Below are 24,848 nucleotides of genomic sequence, written 5' to 3'. Positions count from 1 at the left end.
TCTTTGATGCGTCTCTGACGGGCGGGAGCGCTACCCGCGCTGTGCCGCCCTCAATTCCCGCTCCAGTGCGTCCAGAAACCGCGACCGGTCCGCTTTGCCAAACGGCCTTCCACCGCCGCCAGCCCCCAATGGATTCGCCGCACGCAGGTCAGCCATCAGGTCGCGCATTGCCAGTTGCTGCCCGATATTGGCCGCCGTGAACGCTTCACCACTGGGGCGCAGCACGCGCGCCCCGGCCTCAACGCATTTCGCGGCCAATGGGATATCGGAGGTCACCACTACATCCCCACGCCCGCACCGTTCGGCGATCCACTTGTCCGCCTCGTCCGCGCCTTCCGCCACGATGACGACCTGCACCAGAGGATTCGCCGATGGTCGCAGCCCGCCATTCGATACCAACGCCATCGGCACTTTGTGCCGGGTCGCCACACGCTCGGCCTCGGCCTTTACCGGACAGGCATCCGCATCGACATAGAGTGTCGTCACGTCTTCTTGACCTGCTTTTTCGCAGGCTCAGCGGGCTTCTTGCGGACCTTGAACTCTTCCGGGATCGGCATCCGGTTGAACGCGTCCAGACCGGCGATCTTGTAGGCCTCGGCCAAGGTCGGATAGTTAAACGTGTTCTGCACGAAGTAGTCCACCGTGCCCTTCAGGTTCAGCACTGCCTGTGCGATGTGGATCAGCTCGGTCGCGCCTTCGCCCACGATCTGCACGCCAAGCACCCGGCGGGTTTTCAGCGAGAACAGCATCTTCAGCATCCCATGCTCCAGCCCCATGATATGACCGCGCGAGGTTTCACGGAATCGGGCCACGCCGACCTCGTACGGAATGCCACGCTCCTGCAGTTCTTCCTCGGACATTCCGCAGGTGGAAATCTCGGGCACCGAATAAATGCCATACGGGTACCATGGGCTTTCCGGCAGGGTCGGTGTGTCCAGCGCATGACAGGCGGCCACCCGGCCTTGTTGCAGCGAGGTCGACGCCAGCGACGGGTGCCCGATCACGTCGCCGGTTGCATAGATATGTGGTACGGCAGTTTGATAAGTCTTGTGATCCACCTTAATCCGGTTGCGGTGATCGGTTTTCAGCCCGACAGCATCCAGGTTCAGCCTGGACGTCGCGCCCATTCGGCCAGCAGCAAACAACAGCATCTCGGCCCGGACATGGCGCCCGTTTTCCAACGTCAGTTCGACATGGGCTCCCGCATCTTCGATTTTTTCAACTGTAGACCCCAAGCGCAGGTCAACGCCGTTTTCGCGGATCTGATGAGTGAAATCGTGGATCAGGCGGCTGTCGATAAAATCCAGAAACGTGTCGCGCGGTTCGATCAGTGTCACCCGCACATCAAGCGCCGAGAACATGGTGGCATATTCCACCCCGATCACCCCGGCCCCGATCACAACCAGCGAGCGGGGGATTTCAGCCATCTCCAGAAACTCATCGCCATCCACGATCGTCTTGCCATTGAAAGGCACGTAGTCCGGGCGATAGGTTTTGGTTCCGGTCGCGATCAGAAACTTGGCCGCTGTCAGGCGCGTGGTTTCACCCGCGTCCGTTGCAACCTCAACCTCGTGTGGGCCGACGAATTTGGCCAGACCGTTGAGCGTCTCCACATGGTTCCGGTTGAACTGGTGCTCCAGCACATCGACCTCGTGATCCAGCGTCATGTGCAGACGCGCCTTGAGGTCCTCGGCGCGGATTTGATCTTTGACCCGGTAGGAGCGGCCGTAAAAGCTTCGCTCGCGCCAGCCGGACAGGTTCAGCACCGTCTCGCGCAGCGTCTTGGAGGGGATCGTACCGGTATGCACCGAAACGCCACCGAACCGGTCCTTGCGATCGATCACCAGCACCCGACGTTTCAGTTTACCTGCCTGAATCGCTGCCGACCGCCCCGACGGGCCGGACCCGATGATGATCAGGTCATAGTCGAAATTGCTCATGTCTCAGTCTCCGTACAGCGCTTCGGCGTGGAAGGTGATGTGGTCTTCCATGAAGGTGGACACAAAGAAGTAGGAATGGTCATAGTCGGGCTGCAGGCGATAAGTAACTTGCTGGCGGCGTTCTGCGATTGCCTGCGCCAGCGCCTCGGGGCGCAGCAGGTCGATGAACTGATCATTGGTGCCGGTGTCGATCAGGATCGGGCCATCAAAGCCGTTTTCTTTCATCAGCACCGAGGCGTCGTGTTTGGCCCATGCGGCCTCGTCATCGCCCAGATAGGCGCTCAGCTGTTTGCGGCCCCAATCCGATCCAGTCGGGTTCGAGATCGGTGCAAAGGCCGAAACCGACCGGAACCGCCCCGGCAGATTCATCGCCAATGTCAGCGCGCCATGACCACCCATCGAATGGCCGGTGATGGCCTGACGATCCATATCGATGGAAAAGCTGTCGGCCAGCAGGGCCGGCAGCTCGTTTGCCACGTAGTCCCACATGTTGAAATGCGGTGCCCAGGGGGATTGCGTCGCGTTCACATAGAATCCGGCGCCCTGGCCCAGATCGTAGTCTTCGTGATCGGCCACGCCCTCACCGCGCGGCGAGGTGTCAGGGAAGACCACGGCGATGCCTTGTTCGGCCGCCCAGGCCTGAGCGCCCGCCTTGATCATGGCGTTCTCATGGGTGCAAGTCAGGCCGGACAGATACCACAGAACCGGAACCGGCCCATCCTTGGCTTCGGCGGGAAGAAACAGGCCAAAAGTCATTTCGCATTGGCAAGCTGCGGAGGTATGGCGGTAAACGCCCTGCACGCCACCGAAACAGGCGTTTTCCGAAAGGGTTTCCATCTGGCAAAGTCCTTAGCTTTAGGTCGCGACATGGCTAACCCTACAGGGACGCGGCGTAAAGACCGCGTGCCTTCGGCGCGCCTATTTTTTGAAGATGCAGCTCAGAGTGTCGCGACCCAGGCGATCACAACTGGCACGGTCAGGATGCTGGCCGCCGTGGATAGCAGGATGGCTGCGGATGCCCGATGCGGGGCCACGCGGTAATGGGCGGCCAGCATATAGACATTCCCCGCCACCGGCAGAGCCGCAGCTGCAATGGCTACTGCAGCCGGAAACGCAGCCACCGGGATCAACCACAGCAGCGCCACGGCAACGCAAGCCGGATGGATGACCAGCTTGCAAAAGCTGAGCCATGCCGCGACCTGCACGCGTTCGGCCGACTTAGAAGCAAGCGAGGCCCCGATGGCAAAAAGCGCACCCGGCGTGGCTGCCCCACCCAGAATGGTCAGAAAGTCGTTCAGAGGCCCTGGAACCGGCACCTGAAACGCCGACCACAGCATTCCGGCAGATATCGACACGATCATCGGATTCTTGATCAATCCCAACCCGATCAGCCTCAGGGTCGCCGGCGTCAGCCGCCCGTCGCGCCCCGCATTGATCAAGATTACGATCAGGGACGAAAAAACCACCAGGTCAACCGTCAGAACCAGCATCACCGGCCCGATGGCGGCTTCGGACAACAGCAGGGCCAGCATCGGCAGACCCAGAAAGCCGACATTGCCGATGGCGGCGCATTGGGCCTCGACCGCGGCTGTGGGAACGTCGAGCCCCCGCATCCATGCAACCAGTGTCGCCAGAACGTAGACGACGACGGTGCCCAGCAAATAGCCCAGAACGAGCCGACCGTTGAAAATCTCGGCAAAGGGCAGGGTGGCGGCAAAGCGGAACAGCATCGCCGACAGCGCGAAGAAAAACACAAATTTGGTCAGGTAGGCTGTTGCTTCTTCGGTAAAAAACCGGCTGCGGCCGGCCCAGTATCCGAGGCCGATGATCGCAAAAAACGGAAGCGTGCGTAGAAAGATATCGACCATGGCCAGAGTGTTAGCATTGTTTGACGGAGCGGCAAGCGTTTAGCGAACGCAGTCATCACGCACTAGGTTCTGACGGGAAAATGAACGGGTTTCACCACGTCACATCCGTGGAAATAATGCGAATCGTTGTATCTGAACCGAACGGTTTATAGTTTTAGGGGATCATTCAGCCAAGGAGAGCCCATGACAGAGACAGCCGCCATCCTTCGTACGGGTCGCAAATTCGATCAGGTTTTGCGTGGCGCCCGAGAGGTTTTCATGGCGGATGGGTTCGAAGGCGCAAGTGTCGATGACATCGCCCGCGCCGCTGGCGTGTCCAAGGCGACGCTCTACAGCTATTTCCCCGATAAACGGCTTCTGTTCATGGAGGTCGCACAGACCGAGTGCAAACGTCTGGCCGAAAATGTCATCTCGATGATCGATGATTCCAAACCGGCGCGCGAAGTCCTCACGATCACCGCCACTCAGCTGACCGCCTTTCTGGTGTCCGATTTTTCGCAACAGGTCTTTCGGATCTGCGTGGCCGAGCGCGACCGGTTTCCCGAGCTGGGAATGGCGTTTTTCGAAGCCGGACCTCAAAACGGCCAGCGCCACATGGTTGAGTATCTGGAAAAGGCCGTCAAAAAAGGCGAACTGGCCATTGAAGACGTTCAGATCGCGGCCGAGCAATTCTCGGAGCTGTGCAAGGTGCGGATCTGGACCAAGGCCGCATTGGGCATCCAGACCAGTTTCAGCCAGCCGGAAATCGACGAAATCGCGCTGCAGGCGGTGGACATGTTCATGGCCCGCTACGGGGTCTGATCAAGATTTGGGCACACGCACGGGCATATGCCTAAAATACGGCCAATCAAACAGTTGATGTTTGACAGCTGGATCGTTCTGGAAAACCATCAGGCGGGATACAGCGAAGGCCCTGTGACCCTTGACCAGTGTGAATACCAGCTTCTCCCGTCGACTGAACGATCTGCTCGTTCAGATTTACCCCGGACATGATCAAGCCGAACTGTCCGACCAGATCACCGAAGCTTTCTGGCCTGCAGGAACGCATCGGCGCAAACAGGGGCGCAAGCCGGGCAACAAGCTGTGGTCAGAAAAAGACAGCGTCCTGATCACCTATGGCAACTCGATCGAGGATCAGGCCCACAAACCACTGGATCTGCTGCATGATTTCCTGATCCGGCATCTGAGCGGCGTGGTGAACGGGGTGCACATTCTGCCGTTCTTTCCTTTCACTTCGGATGACGGATTTGCGGTGTCAGATTTCTACTCCGTCAGTCCGCAATTGGGGGAGTGGACGGATATCACCCGGATCGCAGGCGACTTTCACCTGATGTCGGATCTGGTGCTGAACCACGTCTCAAGCCAAGGCGCATGGTTCACCAATTTCCTGCAGGGGAAATCGCCGCACGACCGGTTCTTTTTCGAAGCTTCGCCCGAGGATGATCTGTCTCAGGTCGTGCGTCCGCGCACGACACCTCTGTTGCGACAGGTCAAGACCAATCAGGGCAAGAAATACGTCTGGTGTACCTTCAGCCACGATCAGGTGGATCTGGATTTCTCTAACCCCGAAGTATTGGTTGAGATGCTGCGGATCATCCGGCTGCATATCGACAAGGGGGTGCGTATCCTGCGGCTGGATGCTGTAGCCTTTGTCTGGAAAGAGATCGGCACAAATTGCATCCACCTGCCGCAAACCCATGCCATCGTGCAACTGCTGCGACTGCTGTGCGATTACACCACCGAAACGCTGGTGCTGCTGACCGAGACTAACGTGCCGCGGACCGAAAACCTCAGTTACTTCGGCAACCGGAATGAGGCGCACGCAGTTTACAATTTCCCCCTGCCGCCGCTGATCCTGCACGCAATGCAGTCGGGCACCGCGCGATACCTACGCAATTGGCAGGCTGCGATGCCGCCCGCACAGCTGGGCTGTGCCTATCTCAATTTCACCGCCAGCCATGACGGTATCGGAATGCGCCCCGCCGAAGGGGTTCTGCCCCCCGATGAAAAGGACCGCATGATCGCCACCGTACGCCGGATCGGTGGGCTGGTGTCCATGCGGGCACTGCCAGATGGGCGCGAGGAGCCCTATGAACTGAATTGCGGGTATTTCGAGGCGACGCGCGAGACATTTGCCGGTGAGGATCAATACCATCTGGCACGGTTCATATGTTCCCAGACTATTGTCATGTCCCTGGAGGGGATACCGGCCTTCTACATTCACTCCCTGCTGGCCACGCCCAACGATCACGAGGCCGTGGAACGGCGCGGCATGAACCGGGCGATCAACCGGCACCGCTGGCACTATCCCGACCTGCTGGCACGACTGGCCGATCCGGGGTCCAATCAGGCACTGGTGTTGTCGGAATTGTCACGCCGCCTGCGCCTGCGGGCGAAACAACCCGCATTCCACCCGAATGCCACACAATTCACTCTCCGGTTGGAAGACCGTGTCTTTGGCCTTTGGCGGCAGAGCCTGGACCGCAGTCAGTCAATCTTTGCACTGCACAACGTCTCGGCCGAACCGGTCCATGTCAGCCCTTCCAAGTTCAACATGATCGCAGAAGAAGTCTGGACCGATGCCCTGACTGGAGAAATCCTAGCCGCCAACGGTCCCGATATCGTGCTCGCACCGTACCAATGCCGATGGATCACGAACGCGGGGTGAATTCCGCCAGATCGTCGGACACCTCTGTCTTTAAACGCAACAGGAACTCTGGATCAGCTGAATGCACACGGTTCCATGTCGGGATGAATGGCGTCTCGTGCGGGTTGTCGAGAAAGACCTGACCGGCGCGAATGATGTTTTCGGCAAACAATTCGATGGATTTCTCTTCCTTGTGACGGTCCAGCTCCAATCCGTTCATCTTTGCGTCAGTATAGTAGCCCTCCAACAGGTCCAGTGCGGAACGGTAATAGGTGGCCTTGAGCGTGCGGAAGGTGTTGGGGGTGAACACGGTGCCATCAGCGGCCAGCTTGCGGAAGATCGCCTTGCAGATATCGGTGGACATGCGGGACAGGCCGAGATTGGCGTCTTCGGGCGACAGGTCCTGATGCTTGTGGTCGTAGTTGTCTGCGATCTCGACCTGACAGACGGATTTCGGCGCCAGATTGCGCCACGCCTCGGACAGAACTCCGATCTCCAAGCCCCAATCTGACGGGATGCGCAGATCAGGCAGGGTAGGCGTGCGAATGGCGAATTCACCCGACAGCGGATAGCGGAAACTGCGCAGGTAATCGAGGTAATCGCGGTCTCCGATCACTTTCTTCAGTGCAATCAGCAAAGGGCTGACCAGCAGGCGCGTAACACGGCCGTTCAGCTTGCCCGCGCCAACGCGGGGATAAAACCCCTTGGCCATCTGGAATGGAAAGGTAGGATTCACGACCGGATAGACCAGCCGGTCCAGCATCTGGCGTTCATAGGTGACGATATCGCAGTCGTGGATCGCCATCACCGAACTGTCAGCGCAGGCCAGCAGGTAACCGATGCACGACCAGACGTTCTTGCCTTTACCGGGTTCTTGCGGGGCCAACCCCAGCTTTTGCAGATGCGATTGCAATTTGGTCAGGCGTGGACTGTCATTCCAAATCACCGCATGGTCTTGTGGGAGATCTGAAAAGAATGCACGCGCGTGGCGGTACTGCGCCTCATCTGCTTGATCCAGACCGATGATGATACGGTGCAAATAGGGCACCTGGGCCAGTTCCTCCAAAATGCTTGCCAGCGCCGGCCCTTCCAACTCGGAATAGAGGCAGGGCAGGATCAGGGTGATCTTGCGTGTTTCGGCAAAGACCGAAATCTCATGCGCCAGTTGCCCGGCGGGTCTGCTGCGCAGGTTATGCAGGGTAGTGATGTTTCCGTTCTGGTGAAAATCTGCCATGTGTGGTGCCTTTTCTGGGTCAGAGCCCTGCCGTTAGCGTTAGGATCGCCTTGGACCAGCCGCGCGGCCCGCTTTGGGTTGTTCTGAGAACCCGCGCCTCAATCTCGGGCGGGAAGAGGGGAACCGGGGGGCCGTCCGGATTGGCAATCACCACACCCTGATCCGCTGCGCGGATCATCTCTCTGTCGTTGGGCGCATCGCCCAGTGCCATGGTCCGCCGGGGCTGCAACCGCATGACAACTTGGGCCATCGCATCCGCTTTGGTTTTGCCGAATGAAAGGGTCAGAAACCGCCCTCCTTGTCGGGTGTGCAATCCGGCGCGTGCGGCCGCCGACAGGAACTCTCGCAAGTCAATCTCTGAGCCGGTCCACAGCCCCGGTTCGCTGAACCTGCGCCGCTTGGCCAGGACGGCTTGCGCAAGGTTAAGACCAGTATTCCGAGCCACTTGTTGATCGGTCAGATCGCCAAAGCCGACAAATCCCGACGGCAGAGACCTCAGCGTGGACCGAAGGCGCAGATAGCAATCGGTGTCTTCGTCGGTTCCATCGGGCCAAAGTACCCCGGCCCCGTTTTCGACGATGGCGGGCATATGGGTCAGGCCCATGTCCTGCTGCAAAGGCCGGATTTCCGCAGCCGTCTTGCTGCTGGCCAGAACCAGCCCTGCGCCCAGTTCCCTCAGGCGGGCGAGTCCCGGTCTGGCGGCTTCCCAACCGTAGTCGCGATGATCCAATAGCGTGCCGTCTAAATCGGAAAACACCAGAAGGGGCAAGGCAGCTGCATCGTTCATCGCCCTCGAATTAGAAGTCTGCCGATACGTGATGTAAATCCGTACCGACAGTTTTTCCATCAAACCGAATGCCTGTGCCTAATTTCTAAGCACAGACGACCCAGTTCATTCGATGAACGTTCTGGCCAACCGGTCGCTGATCGGTTGCGACAGATAGCTGATTACCGCACGCTCACCGGTATTGACGAACAAATCAGCGGGCATACCGGGCACCAGTTCCAGCGCGGCAACGTCCTGCGGTTGTTCGGCATCCAGCTTGACCCGCGCTTTATAGTAAGGTTCGCCCGTGCGTTCATCTTCCAGTGCATCGGCCGAGATATCGAAAATCCGACCGCTGGCCTCAGGCACGTCCGCCTGCGCAAAGGCCGACAAGCGGATGCGCGTGGTCTGACCAATCCGCAGTTTGTCGATGTCACCAGTCTTGACCCGTGCTTCGACGATAAGGGCCTGGTCGGCGGGGACTATATCCATGATCGGCTCACCCGGACGGATCACTCCGCCTGCCGTCGACACGCCAAGGTCCACGACACGGCCGCTGGCAGGCGCCAGAACCTGCGTCCGTTTCAGACGTGCCAGAGTTCCCGCAAACTGAGGACGGATCAGATCCAATTGGGCCTCTACCACGGCCAGTTCCCCGGCGATGACCTCATCGCGCAGTTTACGCTGGCTGAGCAGCGACAGCTCCAGCTCCTGCACCTGATCCTTGGCCTGCGCGATCTGGGTGCGCAACGAGGCATCTACCCCGCCAAGCCGTTCCAGTTCGATCTGCCGCGCACTGACCCGCGTGACGGCCACCAACCCCTTGGCCAGCAAGGATTGCAGGTTGGTCAGCTCGGTTCGCGTGATCTCCATCTGGTTTTGCGTCGCCTTTCGTTGCTCATCCAAGCCGCTGATTTGATTGCGCAGCCCGGTGATGCGCTGCGCGTTAATCTGTGCCTCGATCCGTCTGGCCCGTGCTTCAGCGTCGAACAGTTGCTTTTGCGTCACGTAGGGAGACACCCAATGCAAGCGGTCCATCCCTGTGCGGAACTCAGCCAGAGCGGCGGCTTCGTCGAACTGGGTTTGCCCGCTCATCTGCGCCAGCAGGCGCGCGCGCCGGACAGACAACTCGCCAAGCTGGCTACCCTGTACGCTAAGTTCAACATCGATCTCGGTACTATCGAGCTGCACCAGATGTTGCCCGGCCTCAACGAATTGCCCGTCTGTCACCAGGATCGATTGGATAATGCCGCCATCCAGATGCTCGACTGTCTTACGGTCGCCCTCAACCACGAAAGAGGCGGGCGCGACCACGGCCCCATCCAGTTTCGAGGCGAAGGCCCAATAGCCACTGCCGCCGACGAACACTGCCAGCGTGAACAGCCCGAACAGAACATACCGCGCGATACTGGATGACGTATCAGTGATTTCTTTCAACTGCGTCTCGTGGAAACCAACTGCGTTGCCGGAAGATGCGTATTTGATCAGGTCCGTCATTGGGCCACTCCTGTGATCTGAGTTTCGCCTGTCGGGCGTGGGGGTGTCTGCAGCACATTGCGGCTGTTCACCTTCAACACGTCCTGTTTGTTGCCAAACTGGGCCTGATCCCCGTTGCGCAAAACCAACACCTTGTTTGCGGCCTGCAACGTGGCCGGGCGATGGGTCATAACGATCGCAATCGCGCCCCGGTCCTGTACTGCCAGCAACGCATCACGCAAGGCCTGCTCACCTTCGGCATCCAGATCCGAGTTCGGTTCATCCAGCACCAGCACAAACGGATCGCCGTAAAGCGCGCGAGCCAGAGCCAGCCTCTGACGTTGGCCGCCGGACAGAAAGAATCCCTGACCAATCCGGGTTTCGTACCCGTCCGGCAGGCTGCTGATCAGTTCATGCACGCCGGCTTCTCGGGCGGCGCGCAGAACCTCGGCATCGTCAATGGTGGTCGAGAACCGACCGATGTTTTCGCGAATGGTGCCGTCGAACAGGTCTATGTCCTGAGGCAGATACCCGATTTGCTTGCCCAGATCCTCGGCGTTCCATTTCGACATCGGGCTGCCATCCAAAAGAACTTCACCCCGTTGCGGATGCCAAATACCGGCCAGCATCTTGCCCAAAGTGGTCTTGCCCGACCCGCTTTGGCCGATCACGGCCAGAACATCCCCGGCTTTCAGGTTGAAATCAATTCCACGAATGGTGGCATTCAGTGCGCGCGGAGGGCCGGCCTGCGCGATGCGGACGTCCAAAGATTTGAACGCACGCGGCAGGTGCAGATTGGGTGGTGTCTCCGCGAAATCATCGGTCAGTTGTTTGATCTTGTTGTACGAGCCGCGCGCCGCCAGAAATGTGCGCCACTGGCCAATCAACTGGTCAATTGGCGCCAGCGCGCGTGCCAGAACGATGGTCGCGGCGATCATTATACCGGCCGTGGACTCTCCGGTGATGGCAAGCGCGGCCCCAAGACCCAGAGCCGCAGATTGCAGACCCATGCGGATGGTTTTGGACATCACCGAAAAGCTGGCGATCCGATCTGCGGCTCGGGTCTTGTGCTGATGCGCATCCGCCTGCAACGCCGTCCAGCGGCTTACCAGATCGTCTTTCATTCCCAGGGCGTGAACCAGCTCGGCATTGTTGTCGCTGGTTTTAAACAGCGCGTCAGAACGCCCCCGCGCCTGCGATGCCTGTTGCATCGGCGCACGGGCGCGAGCGTTGTTTATCAGCGCCATGATGGTCAGTGTGACCGCCCCACCCAAACCCAGCAGTCCCAAAAACGGGTGCAGAGCAAACAGCACCAACAGGTAAATCGGTATCCACGGCGCATCGAAGCACGCGGTCAGGGTGGTGCCCGAGATGAATTCGCGAAAGCCGTTTACGTCCTCGACCAGGTTTGCACCGGCCTCGCTTTCACCCTGTACCCGACGGCGCATAGCGGCTCCAAGGATAGGCGCGCCCACGCTCATCTCGAACCGGGCGGCCAGACGGCCAAGGATCCGCATTCGCATTAGATCAAGGCAGGCGATCACGACGAAAACTCCGGCCAGCAGCATCGATAGGGCAATCAGGGTATCGGGGTTCTGGCTGGTTAGCACGCGGTCGTAGACCTGTAGCATGTACAGCGGTCCGGCCAGCATCAGAAGGTTCAGAAACAGGCTGAAGACCGCGACCGCAACAAAGCCTTTGCGCAGCGACCCCCAAGCGGATTTGACAGGATTGGCGTTCTGGAACATGTCTTGGGCCCTTTCCGGATTGACAGGCGGGGCGACCAAAGGCCGCCCCGCAGGGGATCGCTTATGCGACGAAGTCGTCTTCGTTCAGGTCGGCGCTGTTGACACCGGCCAGACGAACCGAACCCGCATCACCAAAGGTGATCAGCGCGTCTTCGCCATCCTGAGCGACGTTGACATTGCCGCCGAAGTCAGGACCGAAATCACCGAATTGCAGCTGGTCGATGCCAATCTCGAAGTCCTGAACGACGTCGTCGCCGAAGTTGCCCGCAAAGACGAACGTGTCCTGTCCCGCGCCACCGATCAGGATATCGTTGCCACCTTCACCGTTCAGCACGTCGTCACCGGCCTGACCATTCAGGGTGTTGGCACCTGAGTTACCCGACAGGATGTCGTTGCCGCCATTTGGGCTGCCTGCGTTGTTCGAACCGTTGATGTTTTCGAATCCGAACACCTGATCCAGCGTGGCCCCTTCCGGTGTATTGACCCTGGCGACACCGTTGCCCTCTTCGTTGAGGTCCAGAACAACGCCCGGCCCTGCGGTAAACAACGCTGTGTCGATGCCCTCGCCACCGATAATGACGTCAGCCCCACCAAACGAGTGGATGGCGTCATTCCCTGCACCGCCGTCGAGCACGTTGAACTCGTTGTTGCCCAGGATCAGGTCATCTCCGCTGGAACCGACTACGTTTTCGAAATTGTCGACTTCGGCGACGATCTGGCCGTTGACGATAACAGCACCGTCCTGCGGGCCTTCATCACCATTGCCAGCCGGGTTCGGCGCAGGACCGCTCAGGTCCAGATCAACGGTCACGCCGTCAAAGCCGGACACATCAATCGTGTCGCTGTCATCTGAGCCGACAACCCGTTCGATCGAGCGCAGAACGTCGATTTCAATCTGGTTATCGATGACGTCCTGACCGATGACACCGGTGCCACCTGTGGCTTCAGTATCCAATGTAGCGCCTGCGTCCACCAGCGTGTCCTGCACGACCGCGCCATTCTGACCGGCGGGTGCATTGTGCAGGTGAATGGCCGAGACAACACCCGGGATCGGCGTATTCAGGTCGGCTTCGTTCAGACCAACAACGCTCAGTTCGCTGGAATAGGTGACAACACCCGTGTTCAGGTTCTGAGTGATGACGACCGTGGCCTGACCGGTGGCTTCGCTGTCCGACAACGGACCCGGCTCTTGCGCCGCGTCCAGACCACCACTGAGTGTGACTGTCCGGACGCCGTTCTCGGTCACAACGTTGTCGACCAGCAGCTGCCCGCGGATTTCCCCGCCGGAGAAGTCCGCGGTGTGGATGTTGTAATACAAGTTGCCCAGGATGGCTTCCTCAACAAACCACGACGGGTCCGGGATGTTCGAGCCGAACTGGTCGGGGTCATCGACAACCGCATCGGTGACCGTAACAGTAAAACCAGCGTCACGGGTCGCGGTGCCGTTGCCGTTGGCGTCCAGAGAGACCTCGACCGCAACATCCAGATCCGAGAAATCGGCTGTGTCGATGCCGTCGCCCCCATCGATAAAGTCATTGCCCAGACCACCGGTCAGAACATTGTCGGCATCACCTGAGATCAGCACGTCATCCCCCGCGCCACCGGCGATATCGCCATTGGTGGTGCCCAGGTCGACAAAGATGTCATCGCCACCGCTCAGCAGAACGTTACCGTTGATCACGCCTTCGTCGTCATTGACAAGGGTCACGTCACCGGCATCCGATGCGTCGATCGCGTTGACCGTACCGCGGATCTCACCTTCGTTCAGGATTGCGCCCGGAAGGTTCAAACCGCCATCGACGCGAATTCCTGCAGCGGCGTCTGAGCCTTCGGACCCGGCTATCAATCCTTCGTTGACGACCACACCCGCAAACGAGGCATCGTCCTGACTGGTGAACAGGCGCAGACCGTCACCGACTTGATTACCCTCAGCCGCGTCACCGCGTCCTTGCAGCGTGCCTTCGTTGACAACGACCGCCGATACCACATCACCCGAGGTATCACCGGTTTGCAGCGAAACTGCGGAGCCGTTGTTGCCTTCACCGGCATCGACAAGGCCGGTGTTGGTGAAGCTGTAATTGTCCGCGGTGCCATCGGCATAGACGGTGCCATTGCGCTGGTTACCTGTGCCGAGAATGTCGCCTTCGTTCACGACCTCAAGCCCGTCACCGTCGATATTCAGCGCGCGGCTGTCTGAGGTCACAGTGCCACGGTTGACGAAGGACCCACCTGCGTGATCGCCGGTGCCGAAGTACACACCATTCTGACCACCGGAGAACAGGCCGGTTTCCTCGTTTACCAACTGGCCCTGGAAATTGACGCCGTTCACTGTCCGGAACGCACCCACAGTATTATTCGCGCCTTCGGAGGACACTGTACCAGTGTTGGTGATTGTGCCCGTGAAAAGGGCCGAGCCAAAGCCGCCGCCTTCCTGACGCGCTCCTTCCAGCCGGATACCGTCTCCGGCCGTGCCCAGCCCGGCGCCCGCGTTGCCGCGTCCGGCGATGGTGCCATCGTTGGTGATCTCGACCTCACCATTACCGCCTTCGGCCAGTGACAGTGAGATACCAGCGCCGTTGTTGTGCTCGCCCGCATCGATCGTGCCAGTTGCAAGGTTGTTGATCGTGTAGTCGCGCGCTGTGTCGTCGGCATAGACAGTACCGTTGCGCTGATCACCGGTGCCCAGAATGTCACCGCCGTTGACCAGATCAACGCCCGAGCCGTCAATATTCACCGCTCGGCTTCCCGACTGGACGGTGCCAAAGTTCAGCACGTCCAGATCATGTTCGCCGTTTCCAATGTACAAACCATTGCGCGGACCTTCGATCACACCGGTCGAGGTGTTCAGGATTTCACCTTCGGTGTTCGCGCCATCTGCGATGCGGATACCAGCGGCGGTGCCCTGATTGCTCTCGGTTGAAATTAAGCCGCCGTTGACGATCTCGGTTTCTAGAATCGTGCCTTCAGCGCCATCATCGATGCGGATGCCATCACCGGCCAGCGCGGTGTTCGACGCAGCCTGACCGCGACCCTGAATGGTTGCACCAAAACCGTTGAACACATCGGTTTCAACGCGGTCTCCGACCTCATCGCCAACCTGCAGCGAAATACCGGCGCCCTGGTTGTCTTCACCAGCATCAATGGTGCCGCCCGTGAAGTTCGAGATCGTAACATCTTCTGCGGTGCTGTTGGTATAGATTGTGCCGTTGCGCTGATCGCCGGTGCCGATGATGTCACCAAAGTTTCGCACATCAATGTCTTGGCCCTGAATGTCGACCGCGCGGCTATCCGAACTGACCACGCCGCCGCGGAAGTTATCGAGATTGCCCGAACTGTCTGCACCTGCAAACTGCACACCGTTGAAGTCACCCACAATTTCACCGAAGTTGCGAACCGAGGCGTTGCCGGTGACCTGTACTCCTGCAGCCAGCGCGTCGGGTCCGTTGTTGGCCTCGATCCGGCCCGAGCGGAAGTTGAAGACATCGACATTCTGGCCTTGTGCCAGAACAGCCGCGACCGCGTTATTGGTGACGATTTCACCAAAGTTCAGCAGGCGCGAGAAGTCATTTGCCAGAACAAAAGCCGGAGTGTCATCGACCACGTTACTTTGAAAGAAGTTGTTGATAAGGGACTGGCCATCGCGGGATGTCTCTTGCGCCAGGGTAGACGTGGTCAAAAGACGGGCGCGTAAGCCTTCAATGAATTGGGACAGCATGGGGGACTCCATCATGGGTTTGCATTTGGCGGTCCGCCCGCTGGTCTGGACGTTCCGCGTAGCAAAGGGGTAGTCGCCACCGTTGGTCAGCTAAAATTCATCCTGCGAATTGGGCATATAACCAAAGCAAATAGTCACGTCCGCCGTGATGTGCGGTGGTAGCGTGACAAGTAATTTCAACAAGTTAGACGGATCTCGGGACTCAGTCGGCACTATTCAGTGGCGCAGGGTGACGGTTTTGTCAGTGATTGTGATGCCGTTTTCCTGCATCGAAGCCTGCGTTGACGTATCTAAAGAGCATCCCCTATGCGGTTGGAAAGCACATTATTGGTAAGCGATTATGAATTTCAGAGACTTGGAATATGTCCTAGCCATCGCCAGACACGGCCAGTTCAGCCAGGCGGCTGTGGCCTGCAATGTATCGCAACCCGCATTGTCCAATCAGGTCAAAAAGCTTGAACAGGAATTGGGAACCGACTTGTTTCTCCGCCTCAACAACGAGGTGCGTCCGACCGCCTGCGGAACCCGCGTGATCGCAATCGCCGAACGCATCCTGAAAGACGCTCAAAACATCCGGGATACCGCGACCCAGTTCCGTGACCCCGAGGCCGTTCCGTTCAAAGTGGGTATGACCCCGACGCTGGCCCCATATCTAACGCAGTATTTCTCGGAGCTGTTCAGCAAACTGTTTCCCAATATGCGCGTCACGATGGTTGAAGACCTGCCGCAAAACATGCTGCGAATGGTCGAAGATCACACGCTTGATGTGGCGCTGGTGGCCAAAGTCAACACCGAGGCAGCGCTTGATTTCACCTCTATCTGGACCGAGCCTCTGTTTCTGGCCCTCCGCGAAGGACACCCGCTGTGCCATTTGCCGTCCATCGCGCCCGAGGATGTGCCTGCCCATGATTTTATCCGGTTGCCGCACAGCTTTGGCTATGAATTGGAAAACCGCCTGCCCAAATCGGACCCCACGCACCGGATCAGCAAACGATTTGACCTGAGCGCCCTGCGGTTCGAAACGATCTGCCGCCATATCTGCCACTCGGACGACTGCACCATTGTCTCGGCGCTGGCGGCCGAACAGTTCAGGCGCGACGGGTGGCCCCTGTGCTTTGTGCCATTTGACGCGCCCGGCAACCTGCGCAACCTCGGGGCGGTGACACGCCCAGGCTGTCCGCGCCGACCTCTGCTGGACCGCATCGGCGACTTTATTAATAAGAAACCACCGGTCGGAGTCACGCCAACCTTTTCGGGCTGATCTCATACCAAAAGTCGCGCGACCGCCACCGCAGGCAAGCACTGACACCTCAAAACCTGACTCTCATGCGCTCCTTTTTCGGCGAAAGGGTGCGGTTGTACCGTCGTAAAATCTTCTTGCCCGTCCGGTCCAAAAGGCCGAACGTGTTGGCGTATCCAGCCGGTTTGCCAATTGACCGCAGCTACGCATGCAAGTCAGTTGACAATGGATTTTGTATTTTGGATACATTGGGCAGAGATTTCGCGGCGAACAGAGTCGTCCAAGAATGCTCTGGCCACAAAGAGCAACGCGAATGTCTGAAAAAACCATTTCTGGGAGACCCACATGAAACTGAAATTAATGGCCGCAACTGCTGCGATCGCCTTGTCGGCTGCCGCGGCACAAGCGAATACGCTGGTCTATTGTTCGGAAGGCTCGCCCGAAGGCTTCGACCCGGCGCTGTTTACCGCTGGTACGACCTTTGATGCCTCGTCGCACCCAATCTACAACCGCTTGCTCGAGTTCGAAACCGGCACGACCAACGTGATCCCCGGTCTGGCCGAAAGCGTCGAGGCCAGCGATGACGGTCTGGAGTACACCTTCAAGCTGCGTCAGGGCGTCAAGTTCCACTCGAACGACGAATTCACCCCGACCCGTGACTTCAACGCCGATGACGTGATCTTCTCGTTCATGCGTCAGAAGGACGAGGGCCACCCCTACAATCAGGTCTCGGGCGGTACATGGGAGTATTTCAAGGGCATGGGCATGCCGGAACTGGTCGAGTCCATCGAGAAGGTCGACGACTACACCGTGAAATTCACCCTGACCAAGCCCGAGGCGCCTTTTGTCGCCAACATGGCGATGGACTTCGCCTCGATCCTGTCTGCGGAATACGCGGATGCGATGATGGAAGCGGGCACGCCTGAAAAGCTGAACACCGCGCCGATCGGCACTGGTCCGTTCTCGTTCGTGGCCTACCAGAAAGACGCGGTGATCCGCTATGCGCAGAACGCCGACTACTGGAAAGACCCGGCGGCAGTCGAAAACCTGATCTTTGCGATCACTCCGGACGCTTCGGTGCGCTATCAAAAGCTGAAGGCCGGCGAATGCCACATCATGCCCTATCCGAACCCCGCCGACATTCAGGCGATGAAGGATGACGGCGACATCAACATGATGGAGCAAGAGGGCCTGAACGTCGGATATCTGGCCTACAACACCACGATGGAGCCGTTCGACAATCCGAACGTCCGCAAGGCGCTCAACATGGCGATCGACAAGAACGCGATCATCGATGTTGTGTTCCAGGGCTCGGGCCAGGTTGCCAAGAACCCGATCCCGCCGACCATGTGGGGCTATAACGACGCCATCACCGACGACGCTTATGATCCCGAAGCAGCCAAGGCGATGCTGGAAGCCGAAGGTGTTTCTGATCTGTCGATGAAGGTCTGGGCGATGCCGGTACAGCGTCCGTATAACCCGAACGCCCGCCGCATGGCCGAACTGATCCAGGCGGATTTCGCCAAAGTTGGCGTGGACGTGGAAATCGTCTCCTATGAATGGGGCGAGTACCTGTCGCGCTCGAAAGAACTGAACCGCGATGGCGCAGTTCTGCTGGGCTGGACCGGTGACAACGGCGATCCGGACAACTTCCTGGCCGTGCTGCTGGGCTGTGACGGCCGCGAAGCGTCGAACCGCGCACAATGGTGCCACCAGCCGTTTGAAGACCTGATCCTGCAGGCCAAGCAGACCACCGATCAGGCCGAGCGTACCAAACTTTATGAGGACGCCCAGGCGATCTTCAAAGAACAGGCGCCTTGGGCGACCATCGCGCACTCGGTTGTCTTCATGCCGATGCGCAACGAGGTGCAAGGCTACAAGGTGCACCCGCTGGGCGGCCACATCTTCTACGGTGTGAGCGTCGAATAAATCATCACTCACTGACCGGAGCCGCCCAATCGGCGGCTCCGGTTTCTTTTATTCTGGAGGTCGGCGCCAATGCCGGATTTGTCCGAGTACCGTCAACTGGCAAAGGACATGTCAGTAGACGCCGTGGCGCTTGTGCCCGGTCCGAATTTTACCCGCGCTTTGGGAAAACCCTTCATGAGCCACGAGCGACCTTTTGTGGTCGTAATCCCGGCCGAAGGCGCTCCGGCCGCGGTCGTGCCCAATCTTGAGCTGGGCTCGTGGGAACTCGTCGGGTTCGAAGGCGCTGTTTTCGACTGGTACGATCAGACTGGCTATGACGATGCGTTTGCTGCGCTGGCCAAGCATGTGCCGCTGACATCACTGGCCGTTGAAGGACAGGTGATGCGGGTCTTTGTCTCCAAGGCGTTCACCAACGCTCTGTCGAACCTGCGGATTGTCGATGCCGAGAGTGAGATTTCCGGTCTGCGGATCTGCAAGACAGAGGACGACGTCGCGGCAATGCAGGCGGCGATTGATATCTCGGAACGTGCATTGGCCCGTGTAATCGCGGATGTGCGCGTCGGTCAGACAGAAATTCAAATCGAGCAGGCCCTTGTTCAAGCCCTGTTTGCCGAAGGCGCGGCCTCACTGGCCTTTGCGCCGATCGTTGCGGCCGGGGACAATTCAGCACGGCCGCATGGCAAGGCGCGCGCGGATTATCGGATCAAACCGGGTGACGCGTTGCTGTTTGACTTCGGGGCCCGAAAACACGGATTTGCCGCCGACATCACGCGGACCTTCTTTGTCGAGGAGGTCTCGGACGAGGGCAGGGACGTCTATGACACTGTTCTGCGTGCCAACCTTGCAGGGTTCGAAGCCTGCTGCCCCGGCGTCACGGCCCATGACATCGACGACGCAGTGATCAGCGTACTTGAGGCCTCGCCCTATGCTGACCGCATCCGCACCAAGACGGGCCACGGGTTGGGTCGCGACGTGCACGAAGCGCCGTATATCATGCGTGGAAATGACCAGAAAATCCTGCCCGGGATGGTCTGGACCAATGAGCCGGGACTTTATCAACTGGACAATTTCGGCATTCGCATAGAAGATGACGTGCTTGTTACCGAGGATGGCTGCCGGTCTCTGACCAGCTTTCCCAAAGATCTCACAATCATAGGTCGCTGATGTTTGGCTACTTACTCTCTCGTCTCGGCATGTTCGTTCCGACATTTCTGGGCGTAACGCTGATTTCCTTCATGTTCATCCGGGTCCTGCCGGGCGATCCCATCATCGTCATGGCCGGCGAACGCGGCATGACCGAGGAACGCTATCAGGAAATGGTCGAGAAGCTGGGCTTCGACAAACCGGCCCTGCAACAATACTGGGACTATCTGGTCGGCGTGATGCACGGCGATCTGGGCGAAAGCTTTGTGACCAAAAAACCTGTCTGGGACGAGTTCTTTGCCCTGTTCCCCGCAACATTGGAATTGTCGATCTGTGCGATGATCTTTGCGGTGGCCCTGGGTCTGCCAGCGGGCGTGATCGCTGCCGTGAACCGGGGCAAATTCTTTGATCGGGCGCTGATGTCCTCGGCGCTGGTCGGATATTCGATGCCAATTTTCTGGTGGGCGCTGCTTCTGATTATCGTTTTTTCGGGCAATCTGGGCTGGACGCCGGTCTCGGGTCGGATCGACCTGCTTTACTACTTCCCAAGCGTCACCGGCTTCATGCTGATCGACAGCCTCTTGTCAGGTCAGCCAGGGGCGTTCGGGTCGGCCGTTCGACACCTGATCCTGCCGACCATCGTTCTGGGCACCATCCCGCTTGCGGTGATCGCCCGTCAGACACGCTCGGCTATGTTGGAAGTACTGGGTGAGGACTACATCCGGACCGCCCGGGCCAAAGGTCTTTCGCCTTCGCGGATCAACGGGTTGCACGCGCTGCGCAACGCTCTGATCCCGGTGATCACGGTGATTGGCCTATCCGTCGGCACCCTGCTGGCGGGCGCGATCCTGACCGAGACGATCTTTAGCTGGCCCGGCATCGGAAAGTGGATGGTCGACAGCATTTTCCGCCGTGACTACCCGGTGGTGCAGGGCGGCCTGCTGATGATCGCCGTGATCGTAATGCTGGTGAACCTTCTGGTCGATGTCCTCTATGGCATCATCAACCCAAAAATCCGGAGGCGGTGATGGCTGAACTTTCCGCAAACGCGCCAAAAACCGAAGACCGCCCCAGCGCCCTGCGTGAGTTCTGGTATTACTTCAGCGAAAACCGCGGTGCGGTGTTCGGCCTGTGGGTCTTTCTTGCCTTTGTCTTCTGCGCGGCCTTCGCGCCCTTGCTGGCCCCCTATGATCCGACCGAACAATTCCGCGATCACATCCTGCAGCCTCCGGCGTGGCAAGAGGGCGGCAGCTGGGCCTTCCCGCTGGGCACCGATCCGCTGGGCCGGGATATGCTGTCGCGCCTGATCATGGGCTCGCGGTATTCCTTCTTTGTCGGCATCGTTGTGGTCTGTGTGGCCGTAACAGGCGGCGTGATCATCGGGCTGCTGTCCGGCTTCGCTCCGAAATGGGTTGATACAATGATCATGCGGGTGATGGACATCATCCTGTCCTTCCCGTCGCTGCTGCTGGCGCTGGTTCTGGTCGCTATCCTCGGCCCGTCGCTGACCAACGCGATGATTGCCATCGCCATCGTGTTCCAGCCGCATTACGTGCGACTGACCCGTGCTTCGGTACTGTCGGAACGGCAAAAAGACTATGTCACCTCGGCCCGCGTGGCAGGCGCAAGCAAGGCCCGGCTGATGTTTAAGACCGTATTGCCCAACTGTTTGGCTCCAATCATCGTGCAGGCGGCATTGTCCTTCTCGACCGCCATTCTGGACGCTGCCGCCCTTGGCTTTCTGGGCATGGGCGCGCAGCCGCCGACTCCGGAATGGGGCACCATGCTGGCCGAAGCGCGAGAGTTCATTCTGCGCGCTTGGTGGGTGGTGACCTTCCCCGGTCTCGCCATCCTGATCACAGTGCTCGCCATCAACCTGATGGGCGACGGTCTGCGCGACGCGCTGGACCCGAAACTGAAGCGGAGCTGACGACATGAGCCTGTTGGATATCCGAAACCTCACCGTCGAATTCGCCACCGCTTCGGGCAAGTTCCGAGCCGTGGACGGCGTCGACCTGTCCGTCGACAAAGGCGAGTTGATAGCCATCGTCGGCGAAAGCGGCTCGGGCAAATCCGTGTCGATGTTGGCCCTGATGGGCTTGCTGCCCTGGACAGCCACTATTACCGCCGATCAGCTGAGCTTCGAAGGCATCGACCTGACCAAAATCTCGGCCCGTGACCGCCGCAAAATCATCGGTAAAGACATCGCCATGATCTTTCAGGAACCGATGTCGTCCCTGAATCCCTGTTTCACGGTCGGTTTCCAGATCAAGGAAGCCTTGCGCATCCATCTGGGTCTGAACCGCAAGGATCGCCATCAGCGCGCCATCGAGCTGTTCGATCAGGTCGGCATCCCGGCTCCCGAAAGCCGCCTGAACACCTTCCCGCACCAGATGTCGGGCGGGATGAACCAGCGCGTCATGATCGCCATGGCCATTGCATGTAACCCCAAGCTGCTAATCGCGGATGAACCGACAACGGCACTCGACGTGACTATTCAGGCGCAAATTCTGGACCTGCTGGTCCAGCTGCGCGACGAACAGGGCATGGGGCTGGTGCTGATCACGCACGATATGGGCGTGGTCGCGGAAACAGCCGAACGAGTGCAGGTGCAATATGCCGGCCAAAAGGTTGAGGAGCAGCGGGTCAAAGATCTGTTCCGTACCCCGCGTCACCCCTACACGGCTGCTTTGCTGAGCGCCTTGCCGGAACGCGCAACCTCGAAATTGCTGCCGACAATACCGGGTGTGGTACCCGGCCAGTTCGACCGGCCCAAGGGCTGTCTGTTCAGCCCCAGATGCCAATATGCCGACGACCTGTGCCGGTCTCTGCCCCCAACCCCGCACAGCGCGGAGTTCGGCAAGGCCCGTTGCCATTACGTTGAAAAGATAACCGACGGAGAACTGGCATGACCGCCCCTATCGTTCAGGCCAGCGCGTTGGCCAGATTCTATACCGTCAAAGGCGGGTTGCTGTCGAAACCGGCAACGGTCAAGGCCCTGTCAGGTGTGGATTTCGATCTGCAACCCGGCAAGACGCTGGCCATCGTCGGAGAATCCGGTTGCGGGAAATCCACGCTGGCACGGGTGGTGACGATGATCGAGGAACCGACCTCGGGCAGCCTGTCCATTGATGGGGTCGATATTACCCCTTCGAAATGGGCCCAAATGCGCGAGACGGTACAGATCGTGTTTCAGGACCCCTATGGCTCGCTCAATCCGCGTCAGCGGATCGGGCAGATCCTACAGGAACCGCTGATCATCAACCGCCCCGACATGTCTGCCGCCGACCGCGAGGCCCGCGCGCGTGAGATGATTGATCTCGTGGGCTTACGACCGGAGCATTTCGACCGCTATCCGCACATGTTCTCGGGCGGTCAGCGTCAGCGGATCGCTATTGCCCGCGCGCTGATGCTGAACCCCAAGGTTCTGGTGCTGGACGAGCCGGTCTCGGCGTTGGACGTGTCCATCCAGTCACAGATTCTGAACTTGCTGGTCGAACTGCAGGAACGTTTGAACCTCGCCTATCTGTTCATCTCGCACGACCTGTCGGTGGTGAAGCATTTCGCGGATGACGTAATCGTCATGTATCTGGGCCGGGCTGTCGAAAAAGCCCCCAAGGAAATGCTATTCGCAACGCCCCGGCACCCCTATTCCAAGGCGTTGCTGTCCACCACACCTCGCGCCGATCCCGAAGCGAAAAAAGACCGGATCAAGCTGGAAGGTGAGTTGCCTTCACCGATGAACATCCCCCAGGGCTGCGCGTTTGCGCAACGGTGCTGGCTGGCGACCGAGGAATGCCGCGCGGCCCCGCCCGCACTTAGCGGTGAGGCCCATCAGGTGGCCTGTCTGCATCCTTTGGGTTGATCGGGCTTATTCGCCTTTTCGAGTGGCAAGGACCATTTCCAGCAACTGGTCCTTGGTGCGCCCAATATGCCGAGTAAGCAGGGCACAGGCGTCCTCAACCCGGCCGTCGCGCGCCAGTGACAACAGTTCCCGATGGTCTTTCTTGGCCGGTTCACGCTGTTCCATAACGCTCAGGTGCATCCGGACATAACGGTCGGATTGCACATTGACGCGCTGCAGGATTTCATTGCTCAAACCTCGCCCCGCAGCGGCATAAAGCGCTACGTGGTATTCGTTGTTGAGACTGCCCCACCGGCCCACATCATAGGCATCGTAAGACTTTTCCATCTCGTCCAGAATACGGTCGCATTCGATGAAATCGGCCTCGGTCATCTGCGGGATGGCGCGTTGGAACAGGTCCACTTCCAACAGCACGCGCAGGTCGAAGATTTCTCCGATTTCCGACAGCGAATGCTTAGTGACCGATGCCCCGCGATTGTTGGTCAATTGCACAAGACCTTCGGCATCCAGCCGCTTCAGCGCCTCGCGGATCGGCATGCGCGAGACGTCATAATCCTCTGCCAGTGCTTCTTGCCTGATGGTCTCGCCTTCGGCCATTTCACCGCTCAGAATCCGCTCGCGCAGATCGTTGGTGATGACTTCGGGCAGGCTTTGTCGGGGAATCGCGCGGGTTCTGGGCATTAGGTCGGTCTCGGGTGCAGGAAACTTGTATCCAAAATACAAAATGAGTGGTGAATTTCCAAGTCCCTTACACGCGACGATTGCGGTCAAGTGACGTACCGCATCCGGCGGCGTGATCAACAGGGTGTTATTCCCGTTTCACATCCTTTCTCCAAACTGGTCTCAGGAAGGCAAAACACGAGGTTCTGTACCGAAAATAGTCTCACTCAGTGATTGAGATCATAACATTCTATTCGACAGTTGGCGGTATTCTCAGAAGATCGCGCCCAATGCAGAGAATCTTCAGTTTCGTTGTGAGGCCCCTGATGTGGACGTATTCCAACCCAGTAAGAACCCTGTTCGACACCGGGACCTTCAACGAAGTGCCGCAGCTGGTCGCCGGTACCCTTCGGTGACATACCTCAGTGCGCCCTTTCAGGCGCTAGCCACAAAACTGGCCGAGCCTGCCAAGTTAATCACTGGTGATTTCGCGCCCAACCCGGACTATCGCCTGCTGCAAGAACAATGCGTACGGTTCGACGATCTGGATGTTATCGTCGCCCTGGGCGGACGATCAGAGGATCATTCCCACCAAGTTCCAGCGCCTGACGTTTGTA

At 58.9% G+C, this 24,848-nt stretch carries 20 protein-coding genes; 10 read left to right on the top strand and 10 right to left on the bottom strand.

Annotated features, from left to right (window positions below):
- Nucleotides 1–30: 30 nt before the first annotated feature.
- The 4 genes from AC2FEE_RS21080 to AC2FEE_RS21065 all read right to left on the bottom strand — a co-directional run bounded on the left by AC2FEE_RS21080 (nt 31) and on the right by AC2FEE_RS21065 (nt 3,808).
- A complete protein-coding gene (locus tag AC2FEE_RS21080) occupies nt 31–486 on the bottom strand; it encodes a YaiI/YqxD family protein (RefSeq protein WP_496867309.1) in 456 nt (151 codons plus the stop codon).
- Nucleotides 483–1,940, bottom strand: a complete 1,458-nt coding sequence (gene sthA, locus AC2FEE_RS21075) for a Si-specific NAD(P)(+) transhydrogenase (RefSeq protein ID WP_496867307.1) — start codon at nt 1,938–1,940, stop codon at nt 483–485. The genes AC2FEE_RS21080 and sthA overlap by 4 nt, the downstream gene beginning before the upstream one ends.
- A gap of 3 nt (nt 1,941–1,943) precedes the next feature.
- Entirely contained in the window at nt 1,944–2,777 is an 834-nt protein-coding gene (gene fghA / locus AC2FEE_RS21070; RefSeq protein WP_496867305.1) for an S-formylglutathione hydrolase, read from the bottom strand.
- A 101-nt stretch (nt 2,778–2,878) separates the two neighbouring features.
- A complete protein-coding gene (locus AC2FEE_RS21065) occupies nt 2,879–3,808 on the bottom strand; it encodes an AEC family transporter (protein ID WP_496867303.1) in 930 nt (309 codons plus the stop codon).
- 183 nt (nt 3,809–3,991) lie between these two features.
- Between AC2FEE_RS21065 and AC2FEE_RS21060 the strand changes: the two genes are divergently transcribed.
- Both AC2FEE_RS21060 and AC2FEE_RS21055 read left to right on the top strand, forming a co-directional pair.
- Nucleotides 3,992–4,609, top strand: a complete 618-nt coding sequence (locus tag AC2FEE_RS21060) for a TetR/AcrR family transcriptional regulator (RefSeq protein WP_496867301.1) — start codon at nt 3,992–3,994, stop codon at nt 4,607–4,609.
- A gap of 130 nt (nt 4,610–4,739) precedes the next feature.
- Entirely contained in the window at nt 4,740–6,476 is a 1,737-nt protein-coding gene (locus tag AC2FEE_RS21055) for a sugar phosphorylase (protein ID WP_496867349.1), read from the top strand.
- On the opposite strand, the gene AC2FEE_RS21050 is transcribed toward AC2FEE_RS21055, so the two are convergent.
- The 5 genes from AC2FEE_RS21050 to AC2FEE_RS21030 form a co-directional block, all read right to left on the bottom strand.
- The gene (locus AC2FEE_RS21050) at nt 6,460–7,689 is read right to left on the bottom strand and encodes a glycosyltransferase family protein (RefSeq protein ID WP_496867299.1); all 1,230 of its coding nucleotides are present in this window, start codon (nt 7,687–7,689) and stop codon (nt 6,460–6,462) included. The genes AC2FEE_RS21055 and AC2FEE_RS21050 overlap by 17 nt on opposite strands.
- 19 nt (nt 7,690–7,708) lie before the next feature.
- Complete coding sequence (locus AC2FEE_RS21045; RefSeq protein ID WP_496867297.1) at nt 7,709–8,476, bottom strand: HAD-IIB family hydrolase; 768 nt, start codon at nt 8,474–8,476, stop codon at nt 7,709–7,711.
- Nucleotides 8,477–8,581: 105 nt separating this feature from the next.
- Nucleotides 8,582–9,952 (bottom strand): HlyD family type I secretion periplasmic adaptor subunit, encoded by a 1,371-nt coding sequence (locus tag AC2FEE_RS21040; protein ID WP_496867295.1) that lies wholly within the window; start codon nt 9,950–9,952, stop codon nt 8,582–8,584.
- Entirely contained in the window at nt 9,949–11,679 is a 1,731-nt protein-coding gene (locus AC2FEE_RS21035; RefSeq protein WP_496867293.1) for a type I secretion system permease/ATPase, read from the bottom strand. The genes AC2FEE_RS21040 and AC2FEE_RS21035 overlap by 4 nt, the downstream gene beginning before the upstream one ends.
- A 61-nt stretch (nt 11,680–11,740) precedes the next feature.
- Nucleotides 11,741–15,394 (bottom strand): beta strand repeat-containing protein, encoded by a 3,654-nt coding sequence (locus AC2FEE_RS21030; protein WP_496867291.1) that lies wholly within the window; start codon nt 15,392–15,394, stop codon nt 11,741–11,743.
- A gap of 340 nt (nt 15,395–15,734) precedes the next feature.
- On the opposite strand from AC2FEE_RS21030, the gene AC2FEE_RS21025 reads away from it, so the two are divergent.
- The 7 genes from AC2FEE_RS21025 (at nt 15,735) to AC2FEE_RS20995 (ending at nt 23,571) form a co-directional block, all read left to right on the top strand.
- The gene (locus AC2FEE_RS21025; RefSeq protein WP_496867289.1) at nt 15,735–16,655 is read left to right on the top strand and encodes a LysR family transcriptional regulator; all 921 of its coding nucleotides are present in this window, start codon (nt 15,735–15,737) and stop codon (nt 16,653–16,655) included.
- Between the two features lie 324 nt (nt 16,656–16,979).
- Nucleotides 16,980–18,563: an ABC transporter substrate-binding protein gene (locus AC2FEE_RS21020; protein WP_496867287.1), complete on the top strand. Its 1,584-nt coding sequence runs from the start codon at nt 16,980–16,982 to the stop codon at nt 18,561–18,563.
- Nucleotides 18,564–18,632: 69 nt separating this feature from the next.
- Nucleotides 18,633–19,727 (top strand): M24 family metallopeptidase, encoded by a 1,095-nt coding sequence (locus AC2FEE_RS21015; protein WP_496867285.1) that lies wholly within the window; start codon nt 18,633–18,635, stop codon nt 19,725–19,727.
- On the top strand, nt 19,727–20,734 hold the full coding sequence (locus AC2FEE_RS21010) for an ABC transporter permease subunit (protein WP_496867284.1): 1,008 nt from the start codon (nt 19,727–19,729) through the stop codon (nt 20,732–20,734). Before AC2FEE_RS21015 ends, AC2FEE_RS21010 begins: the two co-directional genes overlap by 1 nt.
- Nucleotides 20,734–21,636 carry an ABC transporter permease subunit gene (locus tag AC2FEE_RS21005; RefSeq protein ID WP_496867283.1) on the top strand — a complete coding sequence of 301 codons (903 nt, stop codon included), beginning with the start codon at nt 20,734–20,736 and terminating at the stop codon, nt 21,634–21,636. Before AC2FEE_RS21010 ends, AC2FEE_RS21005 begins: the two co-directional genes overlap by 1 nt.
- A 4-nt stretch (nt 21,637–21,640) precedes the next feature.
- Nucleotides 21,641–22,618 carry an ABC transporter ATP-binding protein gene (locus AC2FEE_RS21000; RefSeq protein ID WP_496867282.1) on the top strand — a complete coding sequence of 326 codons (978 nt, stop codon included), beginning with the start codon at nt 21,641–21,643 and terminating at the stop codon, nt 22,616–22,618.
- Nucleotides 22,615–23,571 carry an ABC transporter ATP-binding protein gene (locus AC2FEE_RS20995; protein ID WP_496867281.1) on the top strand — a complete coding sequence of 319 codons (957 nt, stop codon included), beginning with the start codon at nt 22,615–22,617 and terminating at the stop codon, nt 23,569–23,571. The genes AC2FEE_RS21000 and AC2FEE_RS20995 overlap by 4 nt, the downstream gene beginning before the upstream one ends.
- A gap of 6 nt (nt 23,572–23,577) precedes the next feature.
- Here AC2FEE_RS20995 and AC2FEE_RS20990 read toward each other — a convergent pair whose 3' ends face one another.
- A complete protein-coding gene (locus tag AC2FEE_RS20990) occupies nt 23,578–24,252 on the bottom strand; it encodes a GntR family transcriptional regulator (protein WP_496867279.1) in 675 nt (224 codons plus the stop codon).
- Between the two features lie 391 nt (nt 24,253–24,643).
- Between AC2FEE_RS20990 and AC2FEE_RS20985 the strand changes: the two genes are divergently transcribed.
- On the top strand, nt 24,644–24,848 hold a 205-nt coding region (locus tag AC2FEE_RS20985; protein WP_496867278.1), incomplete at its 3' end, for a hypothetical protein.

The sequence above is a fragment of the Ruegeria sp. YTSC199 genome (assembly GCF_059609725.1).
The sequence above is the reverse complement of the archived record's forward strand: the minus strand, read 5'-3'. Positions and strand labels throughout refer to the sequence as shown.